Genomic DNA, 25,595 nt, shown 5'->3' on the forward strand with positions numbered 1-25,595 from the left:
TTTCCTTTTAGTTAAATATATTGATTTGTTTGTTTTGTAATTTTTTATTAAACTCAATTACAAAAACATCTTGATTTGCATTTATAAGTGAAGTAGAATTTCCCGTAACCAAAATAGAGTTACTCTCATAAAGTGCTGTTATCATTCCTGAACCATATTTGTTATCTCTTGTCACATCAAACATTGTATTTTTGAGACTTCCTAATACTATATTGACCCTCCCGTTTTTAGTTTTAAACTCTTTTGTATTTGTAGCTTTTGATATATCATGGTAATACTCATTTGCTCCTTGTAGTTTTTTAAGCATTGGTATTACAAACAAATAGATATTTACCATGGCAGTTAGTGGATTTCCAGGAAGACATATAACAACACTTTTATCCATTTTTCCCATCATGATAGGTCGTCCTGGTTTTATATTTACCCCATGAAAAGATGTCTCTAAACCATTTTGTAAAAATGCCTCTCCCACAAAGTCAGCATCACCCATAGAGATGCCTCCCGTTGTAATTATCACGTCGTAGCTTTTCAAGTTTGAGATATAATTTTTTGATTCTTCTAAACTATCAGGAACTACTCCACAATATGTAGCATCGAAGCCTTTCTCTTTTAGCTGTGAGATTAAAGCATAAGAGTTACAGTTGTATATTTCTTCTTCATCTGCATTTTCCCATGGCTCTTTTATCTCATTACCCGTTGAAAGAACAGCTATAGTGATTTTTTTATACACTTCAATCATCACAATACCTTGTGAAGCTAGAAGTGTTATATGAGATGAGTTTATCTCTTCACCTTTTGCAAAAAGTCTGTTTCCCTCTTTTTGCTCTTCACCTTTAAGTCTTAGGTTTGCACCTTTTTTTATATCTTTTGGAATAGTTACACTATCCTTTGTAACATCAAGGCAATTTTCTATAGGTATAATTGTGTCTGCATCACTTGGAACTTTTGCCCCTGTCATGATTTTATAACACTCATTTTGTCCCAATGACTCTTGTACTTTTTCACCCTTATCTCCTGCAAAAATAACTTTGTTTATTTTAAGTGTTTTTCCAGCATCACTAAACTTAATGGCAAAACCATCCATAGCAGAGTTATCAAAAGAGGGAAGATTCTTTTTGCAAATAATATCTTTAGATATAACTCTTCCTAAAGCTTCAGATATTGAGACTATTTCTACCCTTGAATTTTTATTTGCAAGCTCTAAACTTTTAGTAAAAGCTTCATCGAAATCCAAAAAGTTTAATTTCTGATTCATCTAGTTTCCTTCATTTAAGACTTTTATTTGTCTATATTTTTTTGCTAGTTTTTGTACTATTTTTTCAACTTCATCTTGTGTATACGCTTTATCAAAACTAAAAGAGATAGAGTTTCTACTTGTAGTTTCATCATAAGCCATAGCTTGTATGATTCTTGATGGTTTTGATAGTCCTAAAGAGCATCCTTCTCCATTTGTAATATGAATATCATCTAAGGCCAAAGTTCGTATAAGCTCCCTTGCTTTAATGCCTTTTAGTGCAAAATGTAAAGAGTAGGGGAGGGTTTGTTTATTATCTACAAAAAAGTAAATATCATCTTTTAAAACCTCTTTTAAACTCTTTTCAAAAAGCTCTTTAGAACTCCCATCAAAACTCTGTTTTTCTAAAGCTTCATATATAAAATCAACGGCAATAGAATTTGTAAAACCAATAGTTTTTTCTTCAAATAACTCTTCATCAAAAAGTATCACTCCTCCCATAAAAAAGCCAGTCAATTTATAAGAGTCAAAATATATTGCATCACTTGAAATATCATAGTTTGCACTTGCATTTGAGATGATTTTTGCATTTGTAAGTTTTTTTATCTCTTTTAAATTGGTTTTTACAAAGGTATCCATAACATATGAAGAGATAAAGATAAAGTCAAATTCTGTTGAAATATCTGCTTTATTTATATTCCCATCTTTTTGTAGATTTATCCAAGATAGCTTTAGTCCAAGATTTTCAAACTCTTTTGCAGCTTCTATTAAACTCTGCGTTTCTCCCACACTTATAGCTATCTTGCCTTTTTTGTTTAGTTGAAGTAAAAGCTCTAAAAAACCGGCTTTATCAAAGGAAAAAGTATTTAAAAAATTGAAACTATATTTTGATAGAAACTTTTTTTCTAACTCTAAATAGCTTTGGTTATTTTCTAATATGCTTAACTTTAACTCAGGTCTAATATGTAGATTTTGCATATTACTATATTGCAAAATATTTAACTTAGTCATTGCTATTTTCCTTTGTATTTATTAGTTCAGAGTTCTTCAAAATAAATAGCTCTTCAAATCTTTTTGTAGCGAACTCTTTTATATCTTCATCTAAAGTTTTATATAAAGACATTAGCTCTTTAGCCTTTGGAGTAAGTTTTGTTCCACTATCTTCTCCTCTACCTTTTTTTGTAATTACCAAATCTTCTTCTATATAGTTCTCAAGTATTTTTATGTGACTCCATGCTTTTTTATAGTTCATACCTACTTTTTGGGCAGTTTTTGAAATAGAACCCGTTATGTCAATATATTCTAATATCTCAGTTTTTCCACTTCCAAAAACAAGATTTCTATTTTCATCTTCTATCCAGACTTTAACTTTTATGTGCATTCTTTAAGCCTTTCTTTTCTCTAAAACATCCAAGTTGACAGTGTGTTACTTCAATATCTGAGTTTTTTACAGTTGAACCTACAATATTTAGTGTTGATTTTTGGGCTTCATCCCATAAAACTTTACACTCTAAATCTTTGTGTCCCATGTAGTTTTGTTTTATTCTGTTATATACATTTATATCTGATTGTCTGAATTTTAACTTCCCAAAAACTCCAAGCTCACAATTTGTAATTTTTATACCTAAGCTTTTTGTAATAGCAGACATCTCTATTGGTTTTCTTCCAATCTTTCTTGCCACTTTAAAAGCTTTTAGACAAGAGAGTTTCCCCTCTTCATCTAAGTTTGTAAATATGAACTCTTTTTGAGTAGAGTCCAACTCTATATTTATATTATCATCAATACTAGACATCTATTCTTCCACTATGTGTATATAAATTCATCTTTTTACCACGGGCAAAACCTATAAGAGTAAGCCCATGTTTGTGTGCAGTTTGAACTCCAAGATAAGTTGGAGCTGTTCTTGAAACTACTATTGGGATTTTGTGCATTACTGCTTTTGTAACCATCTCTGAACTCAATCTTCCCGATACAAAAAGTATGGACTTTGAAGTATCTAGTTTTTGAAGTTTACATTTTCCCATAACCTTATCAATAGCGTTGTGTCTTCCTATATCTTCAGCTGTAATAGTTGTGCCATCAAGTAGATAAATCATAGCTTTGTGAACACAACCTGTTAAATTATAAAGTTCACTATCTTGATAAAACTTTTTTACTTCTGTATAAATTGTCTCAGGTTTTATTTTAAAAGCAGTTTGGTTAAATGGTATTTCCAAACTACCCTCTACATTGCCAGTGACTCCACCACCACAGCCACTAACTAATGTTTTTTCTTTATAAAGATTTTGTAAAGATTTTTCATCAATCTTTGCTTTAATATCAACTCTTAAGCCATCAGCACTAACTTCTAAGAGTTCTATATCATCAATACTTGATATTACATTTTCACTCATCAAAAAACCAATTGCATGGGCATCTTGGTCTTTTGGTATAGTCATCATCGATATGGCTTTTTCTCCATTTAAAAATAGATTCAGACGTGCCTCTTCTATAGTTACGTCTTCAAATTCATGAGCTTCATTTTCTATAAGTTTGTCAATTACTACTGTTTTTAAATATTTTGTGTTGTCGTCCATATCTTTCCTTAATATGCAAAATTTGCATATTTAAATATTTAAAGAGCAAACGTTGCTCTCTTTAGGATTTGCTTCTTCAACTGTAATTTATTTACAGTGTTAAAAGAAGTAAAAAAATGAAAAAAGAGAAGCAAAAAGCTCAAAAGAGCTTTTGTGCTAATCTTATCTTAAACTACTGTCTTCTTCTAGAACGTCAGGTCTTATCTGCTCTAAATACTCAACAGGTAACTTCCCTGTTATTACACCTGGAATATATCCTTTTACAGATACAAAATAAGAGTAAACTGTTTCAAATGTAAAAAATGAAATAATTGCACTTCCCATAAAATGGATAAAAAGAAGAAATCTTTTTATTTGGATTGTCTCAGCATGAGTAGCTGCATCTGGAAACATATACCAGATGATAAAACCACTAATTACTAATTTTGAACCAAATGCCACAAACATGTAGTAATTGATTCTATCCATATGCTTATATTTTCCTCTTAAGAAAATTTTATTCCATATTTTTACACTAGGTCTTACAAAATACTTATGATCTTTAAAGGCAATTATTGTCATTAAAAACCAAATAGGCATCCATCCTAGTCCCACAATTTCATGTGTTGCTCTCATCATTCTTGCTAAATATCCTCCACCAGTCCAGTTTCCAAATGTGATTGAAAAACCAGTGATAAAAAGATAAATCATAATTACGATGTTTAATAAAATCACAACTCTTTGAAAAAGTGAATAGACTTGTACTTTGTCATTTTCTCTTGTAATTTCTGCTTGTTTTCTTCCTTTTGCTACAATGAACATTGTTAAAAATAGAAAAAATTCTACTAAAAATACTATTGGTAGAAGATGTTGTCTCTCTTCAAATGCTCTTATAACTTCTGGTGCAATTGCATCATATCTTGGACCAAATAATCCTACTTCCATTTGTTGATAATGAGTTAAACTCTCAAAAGGAACAACTTGACCTGTAAAATTACCTTGTGCCATTTGCAATAAAAACTGATATACATAATTTATATCAGCTATCGTTGCTAACCAAAAATACCAATATGTTAAAAGGATGAATAATAAGCCTATAATACAATAGGCTTTATACTCACTTAGAAAACTTTTATTTTCCATATGCTTTGTCCCAACCATAAGGCATAGACTGTACTCCATGTCCAAATGATAGCACTCTCTCTCTGTAAATGTTTGCTATAGATTCTGAATCACCAACTAATAATGCTTTTGTAGAACACATTGCTGCACAAACTGGAACTTTACCTTCAGATATTCTGTTTTGACCATAAAGTTCTCTTTCGTGTTCACTATTAGTTTCATCAGGACCACCAGCACACATAGTACATTTATCCATAACACCTTTTGTTCCAAATGCTCCATCTTTAGGAAACTGTGGAGCTCCAAAAGGACAGGCATATAGACAATATGAACAACCAATACATGTATCTTTATCATGTAAAACGATTCCATCTTCTCTGATATAGAAACAATCTACTGGACATACTTGTTCACAAGGTGCATCTGTACAGTGCATACAAGCAATAGATAAAGAGAACTCCATCCCTTGCTTACCTTCATTAACTGTTATTACTTTTCTTCTAGAGATTTCAACTGGTAACTCATGCGCTTCGGCACAAGCAACAGAGCAACCGTCACAATGAATACATCTGTGTTCATCGCAGTAAAATTTCATTCTTGAAAAGTCTACTTTATTACTACTCATGTTACTTCTCCTACGCTCTTGAAATCTGACATAAACCACCTTTTGTTTCAGGGATTTGTGTAACTATGTCATAACCGTAGTTAGTAACAGTGTTTGCACTTTCACCTGTCGCATAAGGAGCAGTTCCATCAGGATATTTATGTAATAAGCTTTCACCTTCCATTACACCCGCAAAGTGAATTGGAATAAATACTCTGTCATTACTAACAGAGAAAGAATAGTGTGCTTTTACTTTTATTTTAGTTCCTTGAGGTGAATGAATCCACATCATTGAACCATCTCTAATTCCGTATGTTCCAGCTAAGTCTGGATGAATATCACAGAACATTTCTGGAGTTAATTTCGCAAGATATTTACTTGCTCTATTTTCCATACCAGCACCATTTAAGTTTACAAGTCTTCCTGTAACTAAATTGATTGGGAAATCTTTTGCCCAGTCTTGTTTAGTTTGCTCAGAGATATATCTTGTATCAACTCTATAGTGATCTTTTTTATCTGCAAAACTTGGATACTCTTTTGTCAAATCCGTTCTTGGAGAGTGTAATGGCTCTCTATGTTTTGGAATCGGATCAGCAAATGTCCATACTTTTGCTCTTGCTTTTGCATTTCCATAAGGAGCAATACCTGCCTCCATACATTTTTCAGCAATAATATTTGACGTATCAACTTTCCAGTTTTTACCAATTTTAGATTTCTCTGCCTCAGTTAACTTGATTTTTAATACTGCTTCAATATTATCTTTTGTAATTTCAGGATATCCATCTTTATTATTTGAATCTTTTGGAGCACTTCCTTTACCTGCTAGTAAATCTACACCATCATGTTCCAATCCAAATCTATTCCTAAATCCCATACCACCTTCTTTTACTGATCTGTTTATATTATATAAAACAGGGCTTCCAGAGTGTGATGTTGTCCAACAAGGCCATGGTAAACCATAGTACTCACCAGTCATTTCACCATATCCTCTACCAGATACTTCATCAAACATATGCCAATTTTCTTGATGTTTTTTCAATCTATCAGCAGTCCAACCAGTTAATCCAATAGTTTTAATAGTTCTAGCAATTTCATTTGTTGCATCATCTGGCCAAACAAAATCTTTACCTTTTTGCATACCTGCTGTTAATTGTTCAAAGAAACCAAGTTTTTTAGCTAATTCAAACATAATGTCTTGGTCTGTTTTAGACTCATACATTGGTTTAACAACTTCTGTTCTCCATTGAGCAGATCTATTTGTAGCAGTAACACTTCCTGCTGTTTCAAATTGAGTTGCCGCTGGTAAGATATAAACATCGTTTTGCTTATCAGTGATAATTGCACCTTCATTAACAAATGGGTCACAAAAAACTGCAAGGTCTAAGTTATCTAAAGCCTCTTTTACTTTTTTTGTTTGAGCTGTTGATGTAATACCATTACCCATAACAAATAGAGCTTTTAATCTTGTTCCTGCATTGTGAATAGCATCTTCTCCTGGATTTTCTCCAAGAACACCTGCCCACCATCTAGCTAATGTAAATCCTTTTTTACCCATCCATGATGGATCTTTAAATCTACCTTGAAGCCAATCAAAATCTACATTCCACATTTTTGCAAAATATTTCCATGAACCTTCACTTAATCCATAATACCCTGGTAATGTGTGTGATAAACAACACATATCAGTAGCACCTTGAACGTTATCATGACCTCTTAGGATATTACATCCTCCACCTTCAACACCCATGTTTCCAAGAGCTAATTGTAAGATTGGAGCCATTCTTGTATTTGATGATCCATTTGTATGTTGAGTTAAACCCATAGCCCAAATCAAAGTTCCAGGAGTATTTTGTGCATAATGCTTAGTGATTTGTACAATCAAATCAGCATCTACACCTGTAACATCTGCAACTCTTTCAATTGGCCAGTTTTTAGCCTCTTTCATAATGTCTTCCATACCATAAACTCTATCATTGATAAAGTTTTTGTCATGCCAACCATTTTCAAATATAATTTTTAACATTCCATACATAAATGGAATATCAGTACCTGGTCTAATTTGTGCATAATAATCTGCTTTTGCAGCAGTTTTAGTATACCTTGGATCTACTACAATTATTTTTGTATTATTTCTCTCTTTTGCTTTGAGGAAATGTTGGAAACCAACTGGGTGGTTAACCGCTGGATTCGCTCCAAAAATAATAATCGCCTTAGAGTTTTGAATATCCCCTAAAGAATTTGTCATAGCACCATAACCCCATGTATTTGCCACACCGGCAACTGTTGAGCTATGTCAAATTCTAGCTTGGTGATCTATATTATTAGTTCCAAACATTGCAGCAAATTTTCTAAAATAATAAGACTGCTCCGTTCCAAATTTTGCTGATCCTAAAAACATTGTAGAATCAGGACCATCTTTTTGTCTTAAGTCTTCAAGTTTAGAAGCTATACCATTTAAAGCTTCATCCCAAGAAATTCTTTGCCATTGACCATTTTTCTTAACCATTGGGTGTTTAAGTCTTACTTCAGATCTAACCATATCAATCATATCAGCACCTTTACAACAGTGCCCTCCAAGTGATACAGGATGATCTTGAGCAACTTCTTGTCGTACCCAAACTCCATTTTGAACTTCAGCTATTACACCACAACCTACAGAACAAGCAGTACAAATAGTTTTAACTAATTTTGAACCAGGGAATGGATTTTTAATCTCTTCCGCTGTTGCTTCTCTAGTTGCAGTAGTACTAGCAAAAGATGATGTTACTCCAAATGCAGTTGCTACAGCAGCCATTTTCATAAATGACCGTCTACCAACCTTAGCATTAAGAGTTTCATATGTATTTGCTGACATACATGTCTCCTTTAACTATTTTGCGTTTTTATAATACGCTTCCCAAGCTGCAGTTTTTTTGTAAAGAATCTCTTTATTTCTAGAGCTTCCTTTAACAACACCATTATTACTATCATCTTGAACAGATGATTCACCAGTAGCAGCCAATACACTTGTACCAGCAATTGCTGCTGCACCTGCAGTAATCATTGCTGTTTTTTTTGCAAATTCTCTTCTGCTTTTTTGCACGACTGACCTCCTTATAGAAATTAAGCCCCTAATATATAGAGACTTTATAAAAAAAGCTTGGCTTTCTTTATAAAATCTCTAATATAGGATTTACCTATATTAGATTTCTGATTCTACATCATATGCGATATCAATTGGACAAGCTTCATCTTGAGCATTCTTAGGTCCTAGTGCTTTTAATGCTTTATTTTTAGCTCGTCGTTCCATCTCTTCTTCTGAGATAGTTTCGTTAGTATCTTTTTCTACTTTTTCTTTTGGTGCAGGTTTTGAAACTTCTAAATACAATCTTTCAAACTCCACAAAAGAGTGAAGAACTACCATTAACTCTCTGAAAACATCTGATTTTTTATGTTCATAAACATCTTTTGCAAACTCATCTATAAATTCATTTATAATTTGTGCAAAGATACAGTGAACTGTATTTTCATACTCTTTATTACCATTTGCAACAGCATCACAAAGAGATGCCATAAGTGAAAAAATAAATCCAACTGAATCTTCATATTCAAAAAAGTTTTTTTCATCACGTCTAAGTTTTGTTTTGGCAACAAATTGAATCATTTCAACTCTTTTTTTACCAGACTCAACTCCTTCGTCATAAAAAGAAGCAGTTGTTCTTATTTTTTTTGTAAGGGGATTATGAAACAGATCATCATACTCTTGGACTAACTTTACATTTGAAGTAGGGTCAAGTGTTTCTGAAATCTTATTTAATGAAGTTCCAGAAGTTACATCTAAAGGGTTCTCTTTTAATACGTTTATTAATCTTATTAGCTCAAAGTAGTTTTCACTTTTTGAACTAACTACAAAAAAGTTTTCAAAAAGATTATAATAAAGGGCTCTTGCTTTGTTTATAGAGTTTTTATCTTGCATCATTTAGTCCTTGGTTCTTTTGATCAAAATAGTTTTGCATCATAATTTTTGGTTTACAATCAGCACAGCAATAAAGGCTTCTTTCTTTTACTGGATCACTTGCGAACAGTGGTCCCATGATTCCAGCTATTTTTTCTATTGATTTTGTAGTGGCAAACTCTTTTCCACACTCTACACAAGCAAAAAGTGTATCTTGTGCTAAGATATTTTCTTTAAACCAAGTAGGTTCTAAGTGAATCACATCTCTCTCAATTGTCAGACAATCAGCTTCAGGACATGAAACTTCACAATAACCACATGAAGTACATAAACTTGGGTTTAATCTTAGAGTGTTATCACTAGCATCTGCTTGAAGAGCATCCACATTACATGCTCCAACACAAACTAAACATAAAGTACAGTTTGCATCATTTACTTTTACTAGTCCATAGTGCACATGTTCACCTGTTTTAACTACACCTAAATTATCATCGCCTACGATTTTTTGTAGTCTATGTGAGAAAATTTCTCTTTTTTTAAGTTCATCTTGATTGAAATTAAAATAAGAGCCTTCTATGAAAGATACTTCTTCTATTGCTTTAGTTAACTCTTCTTCATTTTCTGCAATTATAATGGCATCTTTTGAGTACTTTTTTTGATAGATATCATTTAAGATTCTAATAGCATCACCAGTACCTTTTGAGATAAAGTCAGTATAGAATATAAGTTGTGAACCTGACATTTGAAGAAGTGTTAAAAGTGTCTCTTCATGTAAGAACTTTTCTCCTTCAATTGCAAAAGGTAAAACATCTTCTTTTAATGAAACATCTAAATTATCAAGTTGCATTTTTGCAGGAATTATTAGAGGGTATCTATTTTTATAAAATTTACTTAATTCAAAAAGTGATTCTTTGTTTGATGGAGCATAATCAAGTGCACCACTAGGACAAACAGAGATACATCCACCACAACCATGACAATCAATTTGTGAAAACTCTAAAGTTTTTGTTTTATCATCTTTTACAATAGCAACAGTAGGACAAACTTCTTCACACTTGCTACAAATCTCTTCTCTTCTTTCGTGGTACTGACAAATGTTTTTATCATAAGTAGTAAACTTTTTGTATGAGTATGAGGTGATATTTTCTCTTAAAGTATTTATTACATCTTCTAGGGTAGATGTATTTGGGTCAAAGGTTCCACTTTGTTTTAGACCCTCTTCTTTTGCATCAAACCAGACAATTTGTGCAACATTTAATGTTACATCTTTACTTTCATCATCAACTACTACACTCAAACTTCCAATATGTCCAGAGATAGATTTTAAAATATCCTCTTTTATATAAAAAAGGTTGAAATCATCGTTTAACGTTGAAGCAATAAAATTATCATAATCCTCTTTTTCATTTGCCACAAGTAGAATATCTTTTGATACCTCTTGGTCATATGAGATATCTTGGGCAAAATCATACTTTGTAGCAGCTATTTCATAAAGTAGTGATACATTTTCAATTTTTTTTGATAAAGCATCTTTAGAGTTTTTTATGTAAAAATCAACTTCTCTTGCTGTTAATTCACTTGATATAAGATTTGTATTTGATATTAAAAATGATTTGTTTTGAACTTCATTTAGGCTAGTAGTAACCAAAATATCATCGCTAATAGGAAAGTCAAGTCCCTTAGGATTGTAGTAAATAAATTCTTGCATAAACTATGCCCTTTGGTAAAATATATTTTACCTTATTTTAGTTGTTTAATATTAAAAATAACTTAAAAGTTAAAAAATAGTTTACCTTTTTTTATTGAAGTGTTACCTATTGATAAAGCAAATTTTTCTGTTATTTTTAGTAAACTTCAATATGATTAAAAGAGCCCCAATTATCTTGTTTATATTTGTTATATTTTATTACTACTTTAAAAGTGAAGTATATACTGAAAATAAGATTGTAGTAGGTTCCTCACTACCTAAAACTGGAATTATTAAGTCTTGGGGTGAATCGGTAATTTATGGAGCAAATTCATATTTTACTTATGTAAATGAAACAAATTTATTGGGAAATAAAAAAATTGAGTTTTTAACTTATGATGATAAGTATGAGCCAGAACTTACAATTGACAATTCAAACAGACTTGTTTATCAAGATAAAGTATTTGCACTTTTTGGTTTTGTGGGCACTCCTACAGTAAAATCAATTTTACCAATACTATATGATGAAAAGATACCTTTTATTGCTCCTTTTACAGGGGCCTCGTTTTTAAGAAATAACCATAATAAAAACTTTATAAACTTAAGAAGCTCATACTCAGAAGAGATAGAGAGTTTAGTCTATTATTTGCATAATAAAAAAGGCTTAAAGAAAATTGCAGTTTTTTATCAAAATGATGATTATGGGGAAGAGGGTTATGTCTCTCTTTTAAAAAGTTTAAGAAGTAGAAACTTGCCCTTGGTTGCAGAGGGGTCATATAAAAGAAATACCTTATCAATAACCCATGCTTTTAATGAGATAAAAGATGCAAATCCAGAAGCTATAATTATGATTGGAGCATATAAATCAAATGCACTATTTATAAAAAAAGCTAAAGAGAATATACACTTTAAAGATACACTTTTTTGTAATATATCTTTTGGAGATGCAAATGCCATGATAAAAGAGCTTGACAATTATAATTTAGATGCAAATAATTTGATTTTTTCACAAGTTGTTCCAAGCTATACACAAACTTCAATTGCTGTTATAAAAGAGTATCAAACTCTAATGAAAAAATATTATCCAAAAGTTGAGTTAGGATTTATTTCCCTTGAAGCATTTTTATCTGCAAAAGTTTTAGTTAATGCAATATCACGTATTCAAGGGGATAGAACTAGAGGTAAATTAATTTATACTTTAAGAACTACTCCTGTTGATGCTTTACCTGGTATTGATATAAACTTTAAAAATACGCAACTATTAAATAAAACATATCTTTTTAAATATATAAATAATGAATTTGTAGAGATAAAATAATGAAAGAAAAATTCTCAAATATACTTGAATATTTTGATAGATTAAGTTTTGCATATAAAACATATTTTTTGATTTTTATTATTGCAGGAGGAATGGTTTGTATAGTCTTATTGTCCCAAGTCTCAATTTTTACAGTCAAAGAGGATTTTGATAGATTCTTTAATAAAAGAACAAAATCTCTTATAAAATTAGAAAATATAAAAGATACATATAAGGTAAATATTCAAGATACTTTAAAAGATTTTGACAATAAAAACCTAAGTTATGAACAAGGACGAGAGGTAATTTCACTTGGAAAACAGATAATAAGAAAAAACTGGGAGCTATATAAAAAAGAGATGGCTTTTGAGGATGATGAAATAATTACCTCTTTTATAAAAGAGTTTATAATCACAAAAAGTAAAAATGATGATAATGAAATATTAAAAGAGAATATTATTAAAAATATAGATACTAAAATGGTAGCTATTGAGAGTGCATTAAATAGTATTAAAAATGAGCCTGATGAAAAGCAATTGACAAAATTAAATTTGCAAATAAATGCCATATCTATTTATTTAACTAGTTTGATAAACTATGACTTAGCAATTGCAATAAATGAAAAAAGTGATACTCAAAAAGTCTTTAATACCATCATCATATTTTCAATTATCTCCATTTTCTTTGTTTTTTTATTTTCCATTGTTTTATCAATCTTTATTACAAATAACTTTAAAAAACTCCATGATTCTTTGGAGAAAAATGTTGATGAAAAAACCATGGAGTTAACACTACTTAATAACTCTTTGGAAAAAAAGATATTTAAGGAAGTTCAGCAAAATAGAAAAAAAGATATTATTATGTTTCAACAAGCAAGATTGGCAAGTTTAGGTGAGATGTTAAATAATATTGCTCACCAATGGAGACAACCTTTAGGCTCTATTACAATGATAGTACAAAGTTTCCAAACAAAAATGCAACTAGGAAAACTTACAAATGAGTTTGTAGATGATAAGGTAAATGATGCCTTATTACTTGCAAGTAATATGTCAAATACTTTGGATGATTTTAAAAACTTTTTTTCACCTGATAAAACAAAAATAAAATTTGATATTCAAAACTGTATTGAACATACAATAGAGTTATCAAAATATCTTTTAACAAAAGAGAATATAAAAATAGAGTTACTAGTAAAAGATAAAATTACAATAAATAGTTACTACAATGAACTCTCACATGTTTTTTTAAATATTATTTCTAACTCAAAAGATGCTTTATGTTCAAATATTGATAAAAATGATAGAATAATTAAAATAATAGTTAGTAAACATAAAAATAATGCAATTATAAATATGATGGACAATGGTGGTGGAATTTCCCAAGAAATTGTACCTAAAATATTTGAACCCTATTATACTACAAAGTATAAAAGTGCAGGTACAGGTATAGGGCTTTATATGTCAAAACAGATAATTGAAAAACATATAAGTGGTTCAATTATTTATAAAAATGTAATGCATAAAATAAAAGATAACAAAAATTATAGTTGCTCTCTTTTTACAATAAAAATACCAATAAATGATGGAGAAATAAATGAATGATAGAAATCTAAATATTTTACATGATTTCAATATTTTGTATTTAGAAGATGATGAAAATCTTTTAAAACACACTTCAGATGTTTTGGAGGATTTTGTAAATAATATATATGCAGTTAAGACATCAAATGAAGCTATGGAAGTCTTATTAAATAAGAAAGTTGATGCGATTATTTCAGATATTTTACTTGAAAATGAAAATGGAATTGATTTTTTAAAACATATAAAAAGTAAAAATATAAATATTCCTACCATACTTACAACAGCACATACTGATACAAACTATTTGCTTGATGCCATAAAATTAAAAGTTGAAAACTACATAGTAAAACCTATAAATATAAAAGAGTTACTTAATACTTTACATGATATCTTATTGCCTATTGTTCAAGAAAAAGAGATAAGAACAAATGCAAATGTTATAAGAACAATTGCTGCAATTACTGATAGTAAACAAGTTGCCATTGTAAAGTACATAATAAGCAAATTAGATAATGAAAACCATTTTACTGCTTCTTATTCAGATGTAATGGAAGAGTTTTCTATTTCTAAACCTACCTTAATAAAGCTATTTAAAGAGTTGGCAGAAAAAAACATTTTAGTAAAAGTTCAGCATAAGACTTATAGGTTTAATGAAGCTAGCTTAGAGAGCTTATAAAGTTCATCTTTTAAAAGATTTCTGCGTCAAAGACAAGTTTCAAAATGCTCATGTACTGCTTGTACACTCCGCTTTTGAAACTTGCCTTTTCCTTGAACTATTTTAAAATATGAACTTTGTAATTTATAATTAAATTAATCATTTTTTGTATTGAGAGGTTGAAAGCACCACCCCTTCATAGGAAGTTGTTTTTATTGCATCTAGAATATCTTTAAGTTTTACTTTTTCATCATAGATGACTTTTGCTTCTTTTGTATTTAGTCTCACACTTACTTTTTCTATGCCATCGAGTTTTTTTATAGCTTTTTTAACAGCTGTTGTACATAAAGGACAGTGCATTTTTTCAACTTTTATAATGCTAATATTTGAAGCAAATAAAAAAGAACATAACGATAAAAATAGTATAAGTGTTTTCATAATCAATCCATAAATAGTGGTATTAGTTCAGGGTAAAAAAGTAAAAAAAAGATTAAAGAAAAAAATGCAATAAAAAGTGAACACTGCATAATAATATCTTTTTTTGAACACTCACATGAGATTTTTTTCTTTAATCTTTTTATTGCAAAAAATAAAAGTGCAATAGTAAGTATAGCCATTGGAACTCTTAGATAATCAAGGCTTGTAAAGTAAGTTAATACTCCACTTGATACTCCAAAAAATATAAATAAAAATGCTGGTAAACAACATAGTGTTGATAAAAGAGCAGTAAAAACTGCCCCAATTATCGGAATATTTATTCTACTCATACAACTTCTTGTGAGATATAACTATATGCAAATGATTTTGCATCATAATAATCTTGTGCATCTTCACCAAGTTCAGCATAAGGATAACCTAACATATTTAGTGGGTATTGAGCAGGTTTTGGATTTAATACAAAATCTCTAGCATAGTTAAATGCTACCCAGTTCATCTCCCAATTTCCAAACATAAAGGCTTTTGTATCTTTTGTTTTTTTATCTTCATTTGTTAGTTTTTCACCAAGTCTAACTTTTGTAACATCAGCAGGATCAGCTGGAACCCAACCTAAACCACTAAGGTAGAATTCTGCACGACAATGTTGACCACCAGTTATTTTTGCTAAACCAGAAGCATCTGCTTTTCCACAAACTTTTGAAATCTTTGATTTACCAGCTCTTATTCCAAATACTTCCCTTGCTGGAATATTTGCATTTCTAAGTAAGGCTACAAATACAGAACTTATATCTGTACATTTCCCACCATAGATTTTCTCTTCAATAGTTCTTTTTGCATCACCAATACCACAACCAATAACACTGTTATCTCTATACATAGTAGTAACAGTCCAGTCATAAATAGCTTGTGCTTTTTCAAGTGGAGTATTTGCATCTTTTATAATGTTTTGTGTGAAAGTTTTCATTTTATTGCTTACTGGAATATGAGCAGTTCCTTCTAGGAAAGTTTTCACTTCACTTGGATAATTCATATCATTTTTTGCAAGGCTAAGATTATGCTCTTTTTGCATAGTTACAACATTCATATGAACAGTTAACTCTCTTTTTTCTGTTCCTTTGTCCCATTTTACGTAAAGAACTTTTGCATCATAATCATTTTTAGAGATATATGCTTCTTTGTAATTTCCTTCATATTTTAACTCTGCAACTTTTTGATATGATGAGTCTAAAGGAATTGGAACCCATAACTGTGCTTCTTCTTGGCTTGGCTGAATTTCAAAGCTGTTAGTAATAGAGAATTTTCTAGTTCCCTCTTTGATTCCAAAAGCATTTGTCTCTTTTGCGCTTAATAAACTTGGATTTATCAACATAGTTGTTGAAAGTAGTGCTGAACCTTTTAAAAATGTTCTTCTTTTCATGGGTAATAACCTCTAATAGTGTTTTGTTCTATTAAGAGATAAAGTAAGTAAATCTACTTTATGTCAAACCATAACCTATGGTCTTGAACTAAATTTATAGTGGAATAATATAGTATGCTTTATAAACAAAAGCTTAAAAAGTAAAAAATACTTTACTATAATTAAATCTATATTTAAAAATAAAAAGATATAATCTCTGTAATAAATTGCATTAACTCATGGATTGGGTTTACATAAATGTTCTCTACTGCGTCTTATATTAAATCAATCCACAAAATGCAATCACAAGGGTAGTTATGAACAACGAATATAAATTAACAAAATTCGTTCAAGCTGCTGGTTGAGCTGCAAAGATGGGTCCGGGTGATCTCAAACAATCTATTTGCAATCTTAAACCAACAGATGAAAGAGTTTTAGTAGGCTTTGATACAAGTGAAGATGCTAGTGTTTATCAAATAAGTGATGATAATGCACTTGTTCAAACACTTGATTTTATCACACCAGTAGTTGATGACCCATATATTTTTGGGAGAATTGCTGCTGCAAACTCTTTAAGTGATGTCTTTGCCATGGGAGCCGAAGTTAAAACTGCTATGAATATAGTAGGTTTTGATGTGAAAAATCACAAAAAAGAAGTTTTGGCTGAGATGTTAAATGGTGGAAACGAGAAGATAAAAGAGTGTGGTGGAGTACTATTGGGTGGACATACTATTGAAAGTCTTGAGATGTATTATGGTCTGTCAGTTACGGGGATGATTCATCCAGATAAAATATATAGAAACAATACAGCTAAAATAGGACATGTATTAGTTCTAACAAAACCTCTTGGAATGGGAATATTAACAACTGCAATTAAAAGAGATATTTTAAGTGATGAGACAAGAGATGAAGCTATTAAAATAATGGAGACACTAAATTATCTACCATCTAAAATACTTAGACAATATGATGTGAGTGCTTGTACAGATATAACTGGATTTGGTCTTTTAGGTCATGCCTTAGAGTCTACAAATCCTTTGACATCATTTGCAATACATTGTGGAATAGTTCCTGTTATGCCTGACGCTCAGGATTTAGCTGAGCAAAATGTAATACCAGGTGGAACAAAAAGAAATATGAAATATCTTGAAGATAAGACAACTATTATGTGTGCTACATCTAAGTGTTATACTATGTATTGCGATGCCCAAACTTCGGGTGGATTGTTAGTTGCTATGGATAAAGATGATGCGAAAGAGTACATAAAAAAAGTAGAAGAGTTAACTTACGGTTATGCCACGATTATTGGGGAAGTTATTCCAAGGGGAGTTACACCAATTATAATTTATTGATTGGCGAGAAGATGAAGGAATCGAACCTCCCACGGCGTATTACACATAAACCGTCAATCAGGGTTGAAGCCTGTGGTGCCCACCAGGTACACTTATCTCCCATGTAAGAAAGAATATTACATTAAAAAATTTTAAAACCATCTGAAAGGGTAAAAATGATTTTACTAAAATCTATTCCAAAGATAGACAAATTTGTATCAAAGTCTTGTTTTGATGGATACTCAAAAAACTTGATTACTAAAATATCAAAAGAGGTAATTGATAGTTTGCGAAATGAGATACTTCAAAGTAATGTTACAAATATAAATGAAGATGATTTAGTAAAAGAGGTTATTAGCAAATATGAAGATATAGTTTCTCCTTCACTACAAAAAGTTATAAATGCCACAGGAATAATAGTACATACAAATCTAGGACGAAGTTTAATAAGTAAACAAAGCCTAGAAAAAGCTATGGAAATAGCAACTTCTTATAATAACTTAGAATATGATTTACAAAAAGGTCAAAGGGGAGAGAGATATTCTCATATAGTAAAAACACTACAAGCTCTAACTGGATGTGAAGATGCCATAGTTGTAAACAACAATGCCAGTGCAGTTTTTCTTATCATGAATACTTTTGCTAAAAACAAAGAAGTGGTAGTAAGTAGAGGAGAACTTGTAGAGATAGGAGGAAGCTTTAGAGTTCCAGAAGTTATGGCTCAAAGTGGAGCAGTTTTAAAAGAGATAGGTACTACAAATAAGACTCACCTAAGAGATTATGAAAATGCTATAAATGAAAATACCTCTATGCTTATGAAGGTGCATAAATCAAACTATACTATTGAAGGCTTTGCCAGTGAAGTTGAGTTTGAAGATATAGTAAAAACAGCTTTTGAACATGATGTAATAGATTATTATGATATGGGAAGCGGACATATGATTGACTTGCCTTTCAATCTATCAAGTGCTGAACCCTCTATTTTAAAAATAATGGAATACAACCCTTCACTTTTGAGTTTTTCAGGGGATAAACTTCTAGGAAGCGTACAAGCAGGCATAATCATAGGTAAAAAAGAGTTAATAGAAAAGATTAAAAAGAATCAACTTTTACGAATGTTGAGGGTTGATAAAATCACTTTAGCAATAATTGAAGATACACTAAATTCATATTTAAAAAATGATTTAGAAAATATTCCTACACTAAATATGCTACATATTAAGATAGAAGTACTAGAACAAAGAGCCAATAGACTTAAAACTCTTATAGGTGATATATGTAAATGTGAAGTAATAAATACCCAAACATTAATTGGTGGTGGTACAACTCCAAATAAAAAGATACCTACTATTGCATTAAGTTTGCAGTTTAAAGATTACAAAGCAAATAAAATAGAACAAGAGTTAAGAAAGCATAATCTTATTAGTAGAATAGAGAATGAAAAAGTACTCTTAGATTTTAGAACAATACAAGAAGATGAGATAGAACAAATAGAAAGTATAATAAAAAAGGTATTTAATTAATGTCAAATATCATTATTGGAACAGCTGGACATATAGATCATGGAAAAACAGCTTTAATAAAAGCTTTAAATGGTTTTGAGGGTGATGATACAAATGAAGAAAAAGAAAGGGGTATTACTATTGATTTATCCTTTTCAAACCTAAGTCGAGGTCAACAAAACATAGCTTTTATAGATGTCCCTGGTCATGAAAAGTTAGTTAAGAATATGATTGCTGGAGCTTTTGGATTTGATTATGTGATGTTGGTTGTAAGTGCAGTGGAAGGTATAAAACCTCAAACAGTAGAACATATAGAAATCATAAACTTACTTGGAATAAAAGAGTTAATAGTAGTACTTACAAAAAAAGATTTAGTAAGTGTCGAAGAGTTAGCTTTAAAAAAAGAGCAGATATTGATGTTCTTAGGAACTTTTGATTTTGAGATAAAATTTGTAAGTGAAGTCTCTATTTATGATGAAGCTTCAATAGAGAAACTAAAAAATCAACTTTTTACCATAAGTAATAGTACAAAAGAAGAAGAGAATTTCTTTAGGTTTTATGTGGATAGAGTATTTTCTCCTAAAGGTATAGGTACGGTTGTAACAGGAACAGTCTTAGGAAAAAAAGTAGAACTAAATGAAAAAGTTTTTATTAGTGAAATTCAAAAAGAGACAAAATTAAAAAACATACAAGTACACAATCAAAATGTCTTAGAAGCAAATATCTCAAATAGGGCAGCACTAAACTTACAAAATGTAGATGTGAAAAGTATAACAAGAGGTGACTTGATTACTAAAAGAGGATATGTAAGGGGATTTGATGGAATAGATATCTCTTTTTCTTGCTTGAAAGATAAAAAACTACTGCATGATAAAACTTACACACTATTTATTGGAGCAAAAAAAGTGGAGGTGAAAACTTTACTTTTTGATTGTATTAGCTCACTTGAAACAGGATTTGCAACACTAAAAGCAAAAGAAAAACTCTATACAGTTTTTGGTGAGAAAGTGATACTTAGAAGTGGCAATGAAACCATATGTGGTGGAAAAGTTCTAAATCCAGTAATTGACCCCATGAAAAAAAATCAAAAAAGAAGATTGCTAGAAGCTTTAGATAAAAGTGATTTTACAAGTGCTTATTATGAACTTTTAAATGCTCACAAAAAAGGACTTGGAATAATCTCTTCAACTCAAAGATTTGCCCTAAGTCATGAAGAGGCTTTAGAGTTTGCAAAAAGACTTGATGAGGTATTTGTGGATGAAAAAGATTTAATCATCTATCCAAACTCTACAAAAGAAGAGTTAAAAGAGCAGATTAAAAATATATACGAAAAGAACTCCTATGCTATGCTTTCAAACTCTTCTATATCATTGAGAGCAAAATGGGCAAGTGCACTATTTATAGATGCTGTTTTAGATGAATTAGTAGAAGAAAGCTTTTTAATTAAAGAGGGCAATTTATATAAAAATGCCAATATAAAAGAGGATTTTTTAAAAGATTTAGAAGAGATAGTTTTAAATAGATTAAAAGAAGAAGATATAAGTCCAACTGCTCCATATAATATCTATGATGATTTAGATATTGATAGAAAATTAGGTGATGACATCTTAAAATCATTGACATCAAAAAAACAAGTAATAAGACTACAACATAACCTTTTTATTCATTTTGAGAGTCTAAATAGCATAGTAAAAGCTATGAAAAGTATCATAAAAGAAGAGGGGTATATAGAACTATCAAACTTCAAAGAGAAATTTGAACTAAGTAGAAAATATCTAATTGCATACTTAGATTATCTTGATAACTATTCAGAGATAAAAAAAGTAGAGACAAAAAGAGTTTTTGCCTAAATGACTTGTCCTTTATGTTTTAATAATGCAAAACTTTTTTATAATAATACTCACTACAAGTGTGAGTGTTGTACTGGTATATTCAAGGCAAAAGAGTTTCACTTAATTGGTGTTGATGAAAAAAATATTTATGAAAAACATAAAAATGATTCAAGTGATATAAGATACCAAAACTTCCTCTCTCCTATTACAAACTCAGTTTTAAAAGATAAGCCTAATAATAGTATAGGTCTTGATTTTGGTTGTGGAAAAGATTCTGCGATTATAAAAGTACTTAAAGACAATGCTTATGATATACATGGCTATGATCTATTTTATTTAGATGATAAAGGGCTTTTAGAAAAAAAATATGATTACATAACTAGTAGTGAGGTTATTGAGCATTTTCAAGAGCCAAATAAGGAGTTTACTCTTTTAAAATCACTTCTAAAAGATGATGGTAGTCTATATCTTATGACAGATATTTATGATGAAAATATAGACTTTGATACCTGGTACTACAAAAATGACCCAACGCATATTTTTATGTATCAAAGAAGAACTTTTGAGTGGATAAAAGAGGAGTTCGGGTTTTCTCGGGTTGAGATAGAGGGTAGGTTGATTCGGTTTTATATTTAATTTTTCTCATGAATACCTAAAGGTTTTCGCTTCTCTTACTTTGTGTGGACAAAGTAAGCAAAACCACCAACGGCTGCGAAGCCCTTTGGGTACCTTCGCTTATTGTTTTATCTTTCCTGTCTTGCAAAACTCATAAATAAATATGCGTTTAGCATATTTATTTACTCAAACAGTTGCAAGCCTTTTCCGAAAAGATAAAACAAACACTCAGCTTCTGTAGATGTTGGAAACAAAGGTGGGATAAGGACATTTGAACTTTTGATTTGTTTAGATTCCAAACTTTTACTTACTCTAATTAATATAAAGACTGTACAGAAGAAGAAACAACCGAAGGGATTTCTTTCTACATCTGCAGGAGCCGAATGTTTATTTTTCATTTCGGAGAAAGCTGAGGACTTGTTTGAGTAAAAAAGAGTGATAAACTCACTCTTTTTTAGGAGTTCCGCAAGCTAGAAATTAAAAATAATAAATGAGGGAACCTTTGGCTCCGAAGCCGTAGTTGTTTTTGCTTACTTTTCGTCAATACAAAAGTAAGAAAGCGAAGAGGTTTACCTCTTCAAGAGAATAAATATAACAAAATGTAGTTTTATCACGATTTCTGACAAATAGTTATACATAATGTAGTTTTATTAGGTAAATACAGGGGTAAACCATACATAAAATTTCAGAAATATACTTTAAAAATATTACAATATAGACAAATTGAAATCAATAATTAAAAGAAAAGCCTAAATAAAGGCTTTTCTTTCATACATTAAACCAACATTATTTATGTTATAAATATCACAAATTCAAGGCTATTTTGTATATAATGAATGTTCAATAAATAATTATGTGAAGGACAGACAATGAGATTATTATTAGCATATCCAACGAAAGTTGGTACATTTTATATAGGACAGTCTTCAGATGGAAGATTTCATCCAATATTTGATAATGAAAGTTTAGGCAGTTATGCTGAAGCTTGGCAAGCATCAGAAGATTTAGCAAATGATGTCACTTTTTCAGTGCTTCATCCAGAAACAGGAGAACTGCTGGATACATCTACTTTTGGAATTCCAGAAGATCCAACAGAATGGGAAAGAGTTTAATTAACTATGAAACAAAAACTGTTTGAAACTTGGTTAATTGACAACAACAGACCAGAAAGATATGCTAAAACAATAATAACTATTTCAAAAGACTTAGAAAAAATAAAATATACAAATCATGATTTATACTCAATAAATAATGTACAGACTATTCAAAAAATTAAAACCGATTACTTTAAGATTGATGAATATTATGAAAAAAATCGTCGTGGTCAAAATATGTACAATAGTGCATTAAATAGATATATCGAATTTTTAAAAGAACATAATGAAAATATCTTGATTGAAAAATCTACACAAAAAAATAACATGCTAACAATCAAAGATAAAGCATATTTCGCATTACAACAATTAGGTGGAAGAGCAACAGAAGCACAGTTGGTAGAGAAATATATCAAAATGTACCCAGACTATGACAAAAACTATACAAAAACTGAAAAAACATCAAAAGAAAAGATTAGAGGTACACTTAGTGCTGTCTTAATTTCAAATACACAACATGAAAAAATAAAAGTTGACAAGACAAAAAAACCATATGAATATTACACAATTGATTCAAAAAAACAGTTAATTGTTGTACAACCTATTGGAACACATAATTCTATTGATGATTTTTTAGAATATAACAATAGTAGATGGGCAGAAAAAGAAAGATATAAACAACAATGGCTGCAGTCAAATGGTGCCATTGTTCTTTTTGTAAAAAATGCTAATGTATTTGCGATGGGAAATATTACAAACATTGAAGAAACAGATGACAAAGAATATCCATTGGATTATTCATATAATCTAGAATTGGTTGATTATATTGATTATCAAACAATTTTAGAAATAGTAAAGCCACAGTTAGGAAATTTTAGAACTTATCAGTTATTAGACAATATAACGAGTAAAAAAGTTATTGACCATATAAATTCCCAAAAAGTTTACTATCTTGATGATAATTCAGCGGATGTAGAATTGCAAGAAAATATAGAAAATATAAATTCAAATGAACCCGAACATAAACCACAGCCGGTAAAATCGTCAAAAGAAAAAAATGGTGGAAAAATATATCCTAGAAATTTAGCATATGCAAAAAAAGCCTTGGAAGAAGCAAGTTTTATATGTGAAGTGGATAGTACACATAAAACTTTTTTCTCAAGAGCAACAAATGAACAATATATGGAAGCACATCACTTAGTACCTCTACAATTTCAAGAAGAGTTTTTGTATAGTTTAGATATCCCCGCAAATATTGTTTCTGTATGCCCTACTTGTCATAGAAAATTACATTTTGGTTTTATAGAAGATAAAACAGAAATATTAAACAAATTATTAGAAATAAAAAATGACAGACTAAAAGAGTTTGGCATAGAAATTACTGAGGATGAGTTATTTGAAATCTACACATAACAAATCAGAGGAGCCAATAAATTACCCCTGCGGGCAATTTATTGGCTCATTTTAAACGTTATACTAAATTGAAAAGGAAAAAAATGTACACACATTTTAATACTGACAGTTGCTATTATCCTGAATGCCAAAATATAGCGATTAATGCACATGCAATTTCCAATAAGATATCCTTACAATCTATTTCTGAGAATCAACATTTAAAATGTTTTCTTCCAAAACAAAATAGTCAATATACTAAAAAACCGTATTTTGATAATATTGGAATTAATGAAGCCACTGCTTCTTATATTTTTTGTAAAAAACATGATGATATATTTGAAAAATTAGATACAAAAGGTATATTTACAGTAGAAGATATTATTTTACAAACATTTCGTTCTTTAGCAATTTTATTAAATAATGAAAAAAATGCTTTATTAAGTACATATAATTACAAAAATTGGAATAAACCAGAATTAATATCAATAGAAGAAGTTAAAATATATTTACAGAGGAAAGGATATGATTCGTTAATAGAACATTTAAATAATGATGAAATATTAATAGCGATAAAGAAAAAAATCATTTTTGAGGTCAGTGAACATACAGATTCTGAAATCATAACAATAGATAATTTATTAAAGTATTTAGAATATAAATTATTACCTCAATCTAATAACAATCAACTAAAAGATAATATTTTAAATACTTTAACAACAGAAAATATGGAATACACATTGTTATATTATATCACTGATTTTCAAATGCCAGTAGCAATTAATTCACTTAATAAACTTATTATTAAAGAAAAAAAAGTTAACTATTATATTACCGTAATTCCATTTGAAAATAAAACAGTTATTATTATTTTAATACCTAATGAACTCTTAGAATTTCAAGAGATTGTAAATAAAATAAATAATTTTTTTACAACTAAACTTACAATATTAAATTTTATTGAAGCGATTATGGCTTCGCATGATGATTGGTATGTGCAACCATCAATTATTGATAATTTATCGGAACATAAAAGGAATATTTTTATAGAAGATTGTATGTTTATTAATGAAAGAAGATTTTATAATGAATATGATCTTTCTATATTTGATAAATTAAGAACAGAATTATGTTATGAATTAAATAATAGAAATGAATTAGAAAAAGTTTTCTTTATTCCTAAAAGGGATGAATATAAAACTAGATATAAAAAGATGCTTGAAAAGATAGTTGATTCTAGTTTTATATAAGTATAACAAAGCCTAGAAAAGGAACAAGTAACCCAGCGAATTTTATAGCATTTATTAGCTATCATCCAGTGGTTAC

General features: G+C 29.9%; 24 protein-coding genes. 10 read left to right on the top strand and 14 right to left on the bottom strand.

All coding sequences use genetic code 11. From position 1 onward, the window contains the following. Positions 1–7: 7 nt before the first annotated feature. From Q0617_RS14050 to Q0617_RS14100, 11 genes are all read right to left on the bottom strand, one after another. Positions 8–1,255: a molybdopterin molybdotransferase MoeA gene (locus Q0617_RS14050; protein WP_298754155.1), complete on the bottom strand. Its 1,248-nt coding sequence runs from the start codon at positions 1,253–1,255 to the stop codon at positions 8–10. Next, positions 1,256–2,245, bottom strand: a complete 990-nt coding sequence (locus Q0617_RS14055; protein WP_298754157.1) for a cysteine desulfurase — start codon at positions 2,243–2,245, stop codon at positions 1,256–1,258. After that, the gene (locus Q0617_RS14060) at positions 2,238–2,615 is read right to left on the bottom strand and encodes a winged helix-turn-helix domain-containing protein (protein ID WP_298754159.1); all 378 of its coding nucleotides are present in this window, start codon (positions 2,613–2,615) and stop codon (positions 2,238–2,240) included. The genes Q0617_RS14055 and Q0617_RS14060 overlap by 8 nt, the downstream gene beginning before the upstream one ends. After that, entirely contained in the window at positions 2,599–3,027 is a 429-nt protein-coding gene (locus Q0617_RS14065) for a ModE family transcriptional regulator (protein ID WP_298754161.1), read from the bottom strand. The genes Q0617_RS14060 and Q0617_RS14065 overlap by 17 nt, the downstream gene beginning before the upstream one ends. After that, a complete protein-coding gene (gene fdhD, locus Q0617_RS14070; protein WP_298754162.1) occupies positions 3,020–3,811 on the bottom strand; it encodes a formate dehydrogenase accessory sulfurtransferase FdhD in 792 nt (263 codons plus the stop codon). Before fdhD ends, Q0617_RS14065 begins: the two co-directional genes overlap by 8 nt. A 162-nt stretch (positions 3,812–3,973) precedes the next feature. Then, positions 3,974–4,933 (bottom strand): cytochrome b/b6 domain-containing protein, encoded by a 960-nt coding sequence (locus Q0617_RS14075; RefSeq protein ID WP_298754164.1) that lies wholly within the window; start codon positions 4,931–4,933, stop codon positions 3,974–3,976. Beyond that, complete coding sequence (gene fdh3B, locus Q0617_RS14080) at positions 4,923–5,537, bottom strand: formate dehydrogenase FDH3 subunit beta (protein WP_298754166.1); 615 nt, start codon at positions 5,535–5,537, stop codon at positions 4,923–4,925. The genes Q0617_RS14075 and fdh3B overlap by 11 nt, the downstream gene beginning before the upstream one ends. A 10-nt stretch (positions 5,538–5,547) precedes the next feature. Next, a complete protein-coding gene (locus tag Q0617_RS14085) occupies positions 5,548–8,370 on the bottom strand; it encodes a formate dehydrogenase subunit alpha (protein ID WP_298754168.1) in 2,823 nt (940 codons plus the stop codon). A gap of 15 nt (positions 8,371–8,385) precedes the next feature. Beyond that, positions 8,386–8,598 carry a Tat pathway signal protein gene (locus tag Q0617_RS14090; protein ID WP_298754170.1) on the bottom strand — a complete coding sequence of 71 codons (213 nt, stop codon included), beginning with the start codon at positions 8,596–8,598 and terminating at the stop codon, positions 8,386–8,388. 99 nt (positions 8,599–8,697) lie between these two features. Continuing rightward, on the bottom strand, positions 8,698–9,471 hold the full coding sequence (locus Q0617_RS14095; protein ID WP_298754172.1) for a molecular chaperone TorD family protein: 774 nt from the start codon (positions 9,469–9,471) through the stop codon (positions 8,698–8,700). Beyond that, complete coding sequence (locus tag Q0617_RS14100; protein WP_298754174.1) at positions 9,461–11,158, bottom strand: 4Fe-4S dicluster domain-containing protein; 1,698 nt, start codon at positions 11,156–11,158, stop codon at positions 9,461–9,463. Before Q0617_RS14100 ends, Q0617_RS14095 begins: the two co-directional genes overlap by 11 nt. Positions 11,159–11,333: 175 nt before the next feature. Here Q0617_RS14100 and Q0617_RS14105 point away from each other — a divergent pair, with 175 nt between their 5' ends. The 3 genes from Q0617_RS14105 to Q0617_RS14115 are packed head-to-tail and all read left to right on the top strand — an operon-like array spanning position 11,334 to position 14,690. After that, the gene (locus tag Q0617_RS14105; protein WP_298754176.1) at positions 11,334–12,455 is read left to right on the top strand and encodes an ABC transporter substrate-binding protein; all 1,122 of its coding nucleotides are present in this window, start codon (positions 11,334–11,336) and stop codon (positions 12,453–12,455) included. Beyond that, positions 12,455–14,035 (top strand): HAMP domain-containing sensor histidine kinase, encoded by a 1,581-nt coding sequence (locus Q0617_RS14110; RefSeq protein WP_298754178.1) that lies wholly within the window; start codon positions 12,455–12,457, stop codon positions 14,033–14,035. The genes Q0617_RS14105 and Q0617_RS14110 overlap by 1 nt, the downstream gene beginning before the upstream one ends. Next, positions 14,028–14,690, top strand: coding sequence for a response regulator (locus tag Q0617_RS14115; RefSeq protein WP_298754180.1), 663 nt, complete (start codon positions 14,028–14,030; stop codon positions 14,688–14,690). The genes Q0617_RS14110 and Q0617_RS14115 overlap by 8 nt, the downstream gene beginning before the upstream one ends. Before the next feature lie 138 nt (positions 14,691–14,828). Here the strand turns inward: Q0617_RS14115 and Q0617_RS14120 are convergent, their stop codons facing one another. Genes Q0617_RS14120 through Q0617_RS14130 form a run of 3 tightly spaced genes read right to left on the bottom strand, consistent with a single transcriptional unit; the run spans position 14,829 to position 16,524 of the window. Continuing rightward, a complete protein-coding gene (locus tag Q0617_RS14120) occupies positions 14,829–15,107 on the bottom strand; it encodes a heavy metal-associated domain-containing protein (protein ID WP_298754182.1) in 279 nt (92 codons plus the stop codon). A gap of 2 nt (positions 15,108–15,109) precedes the next feature. Beyond that, the gene (locus Q0617_RS14125; protein ID WP_298754183.1) at positions 15,110–15,436 is read right to left on the bottom strand and encodes a hypothetical protein; all 327 of its coding nucleotides are present in this window, start codon (positions 15,434–15,436) and stop codon (positions 15,110–15,112) included. Then, positions 15,433–16,524: a transglutaminase domain-containing protein gene (locus tag Q0617_RS14130; RefSeq protein ID WP_298754185.1), complete on the bottom strand. Its 1,092-nt coding sequence runs from the start codon at positions 16,522–16,524 to the stop codon at positions 15,433–15,435. Before Q0617_RS14130 ends, Q0617_RS14125 begins: the two co-directional genes overlap by 4 nt. A 296-nt stretch (positions 16,525–16,820) precedes the next feature. Here Q0617_RS14130 and selD point away from each other — a divergent pair, with 296 nt between their 5' ends. The 7 genes from selD (at position 16,821) to Q0617_RS14165 (ending at position 25,519) form a co-directional block, all read left to right on the top strand. Beyond that, positions 16,821–17,855, top strand: a complete 1,035-nt coding sequence (gene selD / locus Q0617_RS14135; protein WP_298754188.1) for a selenide, water dikinase SelD — start codon at positions 16,821–16,823, stop codon at positions 17,853–17,855. Between the two features lie 155 nt (positions 17,856–18,010). After that, positions 18,011–19,357 carry an L-seryl-tRNA(Sec) selenium transferase gene (selA, locus tag Q0617_RS14140; protein ID WP_298754191.1) on the top strand — a complete coding sequence of 449 codons (1,347 nt, stop codon included), beginning with the start codon at positions 18,011–18,013 and terminating at the stop codon, positions 19,355–19,357. Beyond that, on the top strand, positions 19,357–21,186 hold the full coding sequence (selB, locus tag Q0617_RS14145; RefSeq protein WP_298754193.1) for a selenocysteine-specific translation elongation factor: 1,830 nt from the start codon (positions 19,357–19,359) through the stop codon (positions 21,184–21,186). The genes selA and selB overlap by 1 nt, the downstream gene beginning before the upstream one ends. Beyond that, a complete protein-coding gene (locus tag Q0617_RS14150) occupies positions 21,187–21,804 on the top strand; it encodes a class I SAM-dependent methyltransferase (RefSeq protein WP_298754195.1) in 618 nt (205 codons plus the stop codon). It begins immediately after the preceding gene. Between the two features lie 848 nt (positions 21,805–22,652). Then, positions 22,653–22,895, top strand: a complete 243-nt coding sequence (locus tag Q0617_RS14155; RefSeq protein WP_298754197.1) for a hypothetical protein — start codon at positions 22,653–22,655, stop codon at positions 22,893–22,895. A 6-nt stretch (positions 22,896–22,901) separates the two neighbouring features. Next, on the top strand, positions 22,902–24,290 hold the full coding sequence (locus Q0617_RS14160; protein WP_298754198.1) for a hypothetical protein: 1,389 nt from the start codon (positions 22,902–22,904) through the stop codon (positions 24,288–24,290). An 83-nt stretch (positions 24,291–24,373) separates the two neighbouring features. Further along, positions 24,374–25,519, top strand: a complete 1,146-nt coding sequence (locus Q0617_RS14165; protein WP_298754200.1) for a hypothetical protein — start codon at positions 24,374–24,376, stop codon at positions 25,517–25,519. Positions 25,520–25,595: the final 76 nt, after the last annotated feature.

Source organism: uncultured Arcobacter sp., assembly GCF_937982575.1.
Taxonomy (GTDB): domain Bacteria; phylum Campylobacterota; class Campylobacteria; order Campylobacterales; family Arcobacteraceae; genus Arcobacter.

What these genes read in the sequence shown, in the direction of transcription:
- selA (WP_298754191.1), top strand. Translation starts at nt 18,011, where the DNA reads ATGATTTTACTAAAATCTATTCCAAAGATAGACAAATTTGTATCAAAG.
- Q0617_RS14160 (WP_298754198.1), top strand. Translation starts at nt 22,902, where the DNA reads ATGAAACAAAAACTGTTTGAAACTTGGTTAATTGACAACAACAGACCA.
- Q0617_RS14165 (WP_298754200.1), top strand. Translation starts at nt 24,374, where the DNA reads ATGTACACACATTTTAATACTGACAGTTGCTATTATCCTGAATGCCAA.
- Q0617_RS14060 (WP_298754159.1), bottom strand. Translation starts at nt 2,615, where the DNA reads ATGCACATAAAAGTTAAAGTCTGGATAGAAGATGAAAATAGAAATCTT.
- Q0617_RS14050 (WP_298754155.1), bottom strand. Translation starts at nt 1,255, where the DNA reads ATGAATCAGAAATTAAACTTTTTGGATTTCGATGAAGCTTTTACTAAA.
- Q0617_RS14055 (WP_298754157.1), bottom strand. Translation starts at nt 2,245, where the DNA reads ATGACTAAGTTAAATATTTTGCAATATAGTAATATGCAAAATCTACAT.
- Q0617_RS14125 (WP_298754183.1), bottom strand. Translation starts at nt 15,436, where the DNA reads ATGAGTAGAATAAATATTCCGATAATTGGGGCAGTTTTTACTGCTCTT.
- Q0617_RS14075 (WP_298754164.1), bottom strand. Translation starts at nt 4,933, where the DNA reads ATGGAAAATAAAAGTTTTCTAAGTGAGTATAAAGCCTATTGTATTATA.
- Q0617_RS14110 (WP_298754178.1), top strand. Translation starts at nt 12,455, where the DNA reads ATGAAAGAAAAATTCTCAAATATACTTGAATATTTTGATAGATTAAGT.
- fdhD (WP_298754162.1), bottom strand. Translation starts at nt 3,811, where the DNA reads ATGGACGACAACACAAAATATTTAAAAACAGTAGTAATTGACAAACTT.
- Q0617_RS14095 (WP_298754172.1), bottom strand. Translation starts at nt 9,471, where the DNA reads ATGCAAGATAAAAACTCTATAAACAAAGCAAGAGCCCTTTATTATAAT.
- Q0617_RS14150 (WP_298754195.1), top strand. Translation starts at nt 21,187, where the DNA reads ATGACTTGTCCTTTATGTTTTAATAATGCAAAACTTTTTTATAATAAT.
- selB (WP_298754193.1), top strand. Translation starts at nt 19,357, where the DNA reads ATGTCAAATATCATTATTGGAACAGCTGGACATATAGATCATGGAAAA.
- fdh3B (WP_298754166.1), bottom strand. Translation starts at nt 5,537, where the DNA reads ATGAGTAGTAATAAAGTAGACTTTTCAAGAATGAAATTTTACTGCGAT.
- Q0617_RS14100 (WP_298754174.1), bottom strand. Translation starts at nt 11,158, where the DNA reads ATGCAAGAATTTATTTACTACAATCCTAAGGGACTTGACTTTCCTATT.
- Q0617_RS14120 (WP_298754182.1), bottom strand. Translation starts at nt 15,107, where the DNA reads ATGAAAACACTTATACTATTTTTATCGTTATGTTCTTTTTTATTTGCT.
- Q0617_RS14115 (WP_298754180.1), top strand. Translation starts at nt 14,028, where the DNA reads ATGAATGATAGAAATCTAAATATTTTACATGATTTCAATATTTTGTAT.
- Q0617_RS14065 (WP_298754161.1), bottom strand. Translation starts at nt 3,027, where the DNA reads ATGTCTAGTATTGATGATAATATAAATATAGAGTTGGACTCTACTCAA.
- Q0617_RS14155 (WP_298754197.1), top strand. Translation starts at nt 22,653, where the DNA reads ATGAGATTATTATTAGCATATCCAACGAAAGTTGGTACATTTTATATA.
- Q0617_RS14130 (WP_298754185.1), bottom strand. Translation starts at nt 16,524, where the DNA reads ATGAAAAGAAGAACATTTTTAAAAGGTTCAGCACTACTTTCAACAACT.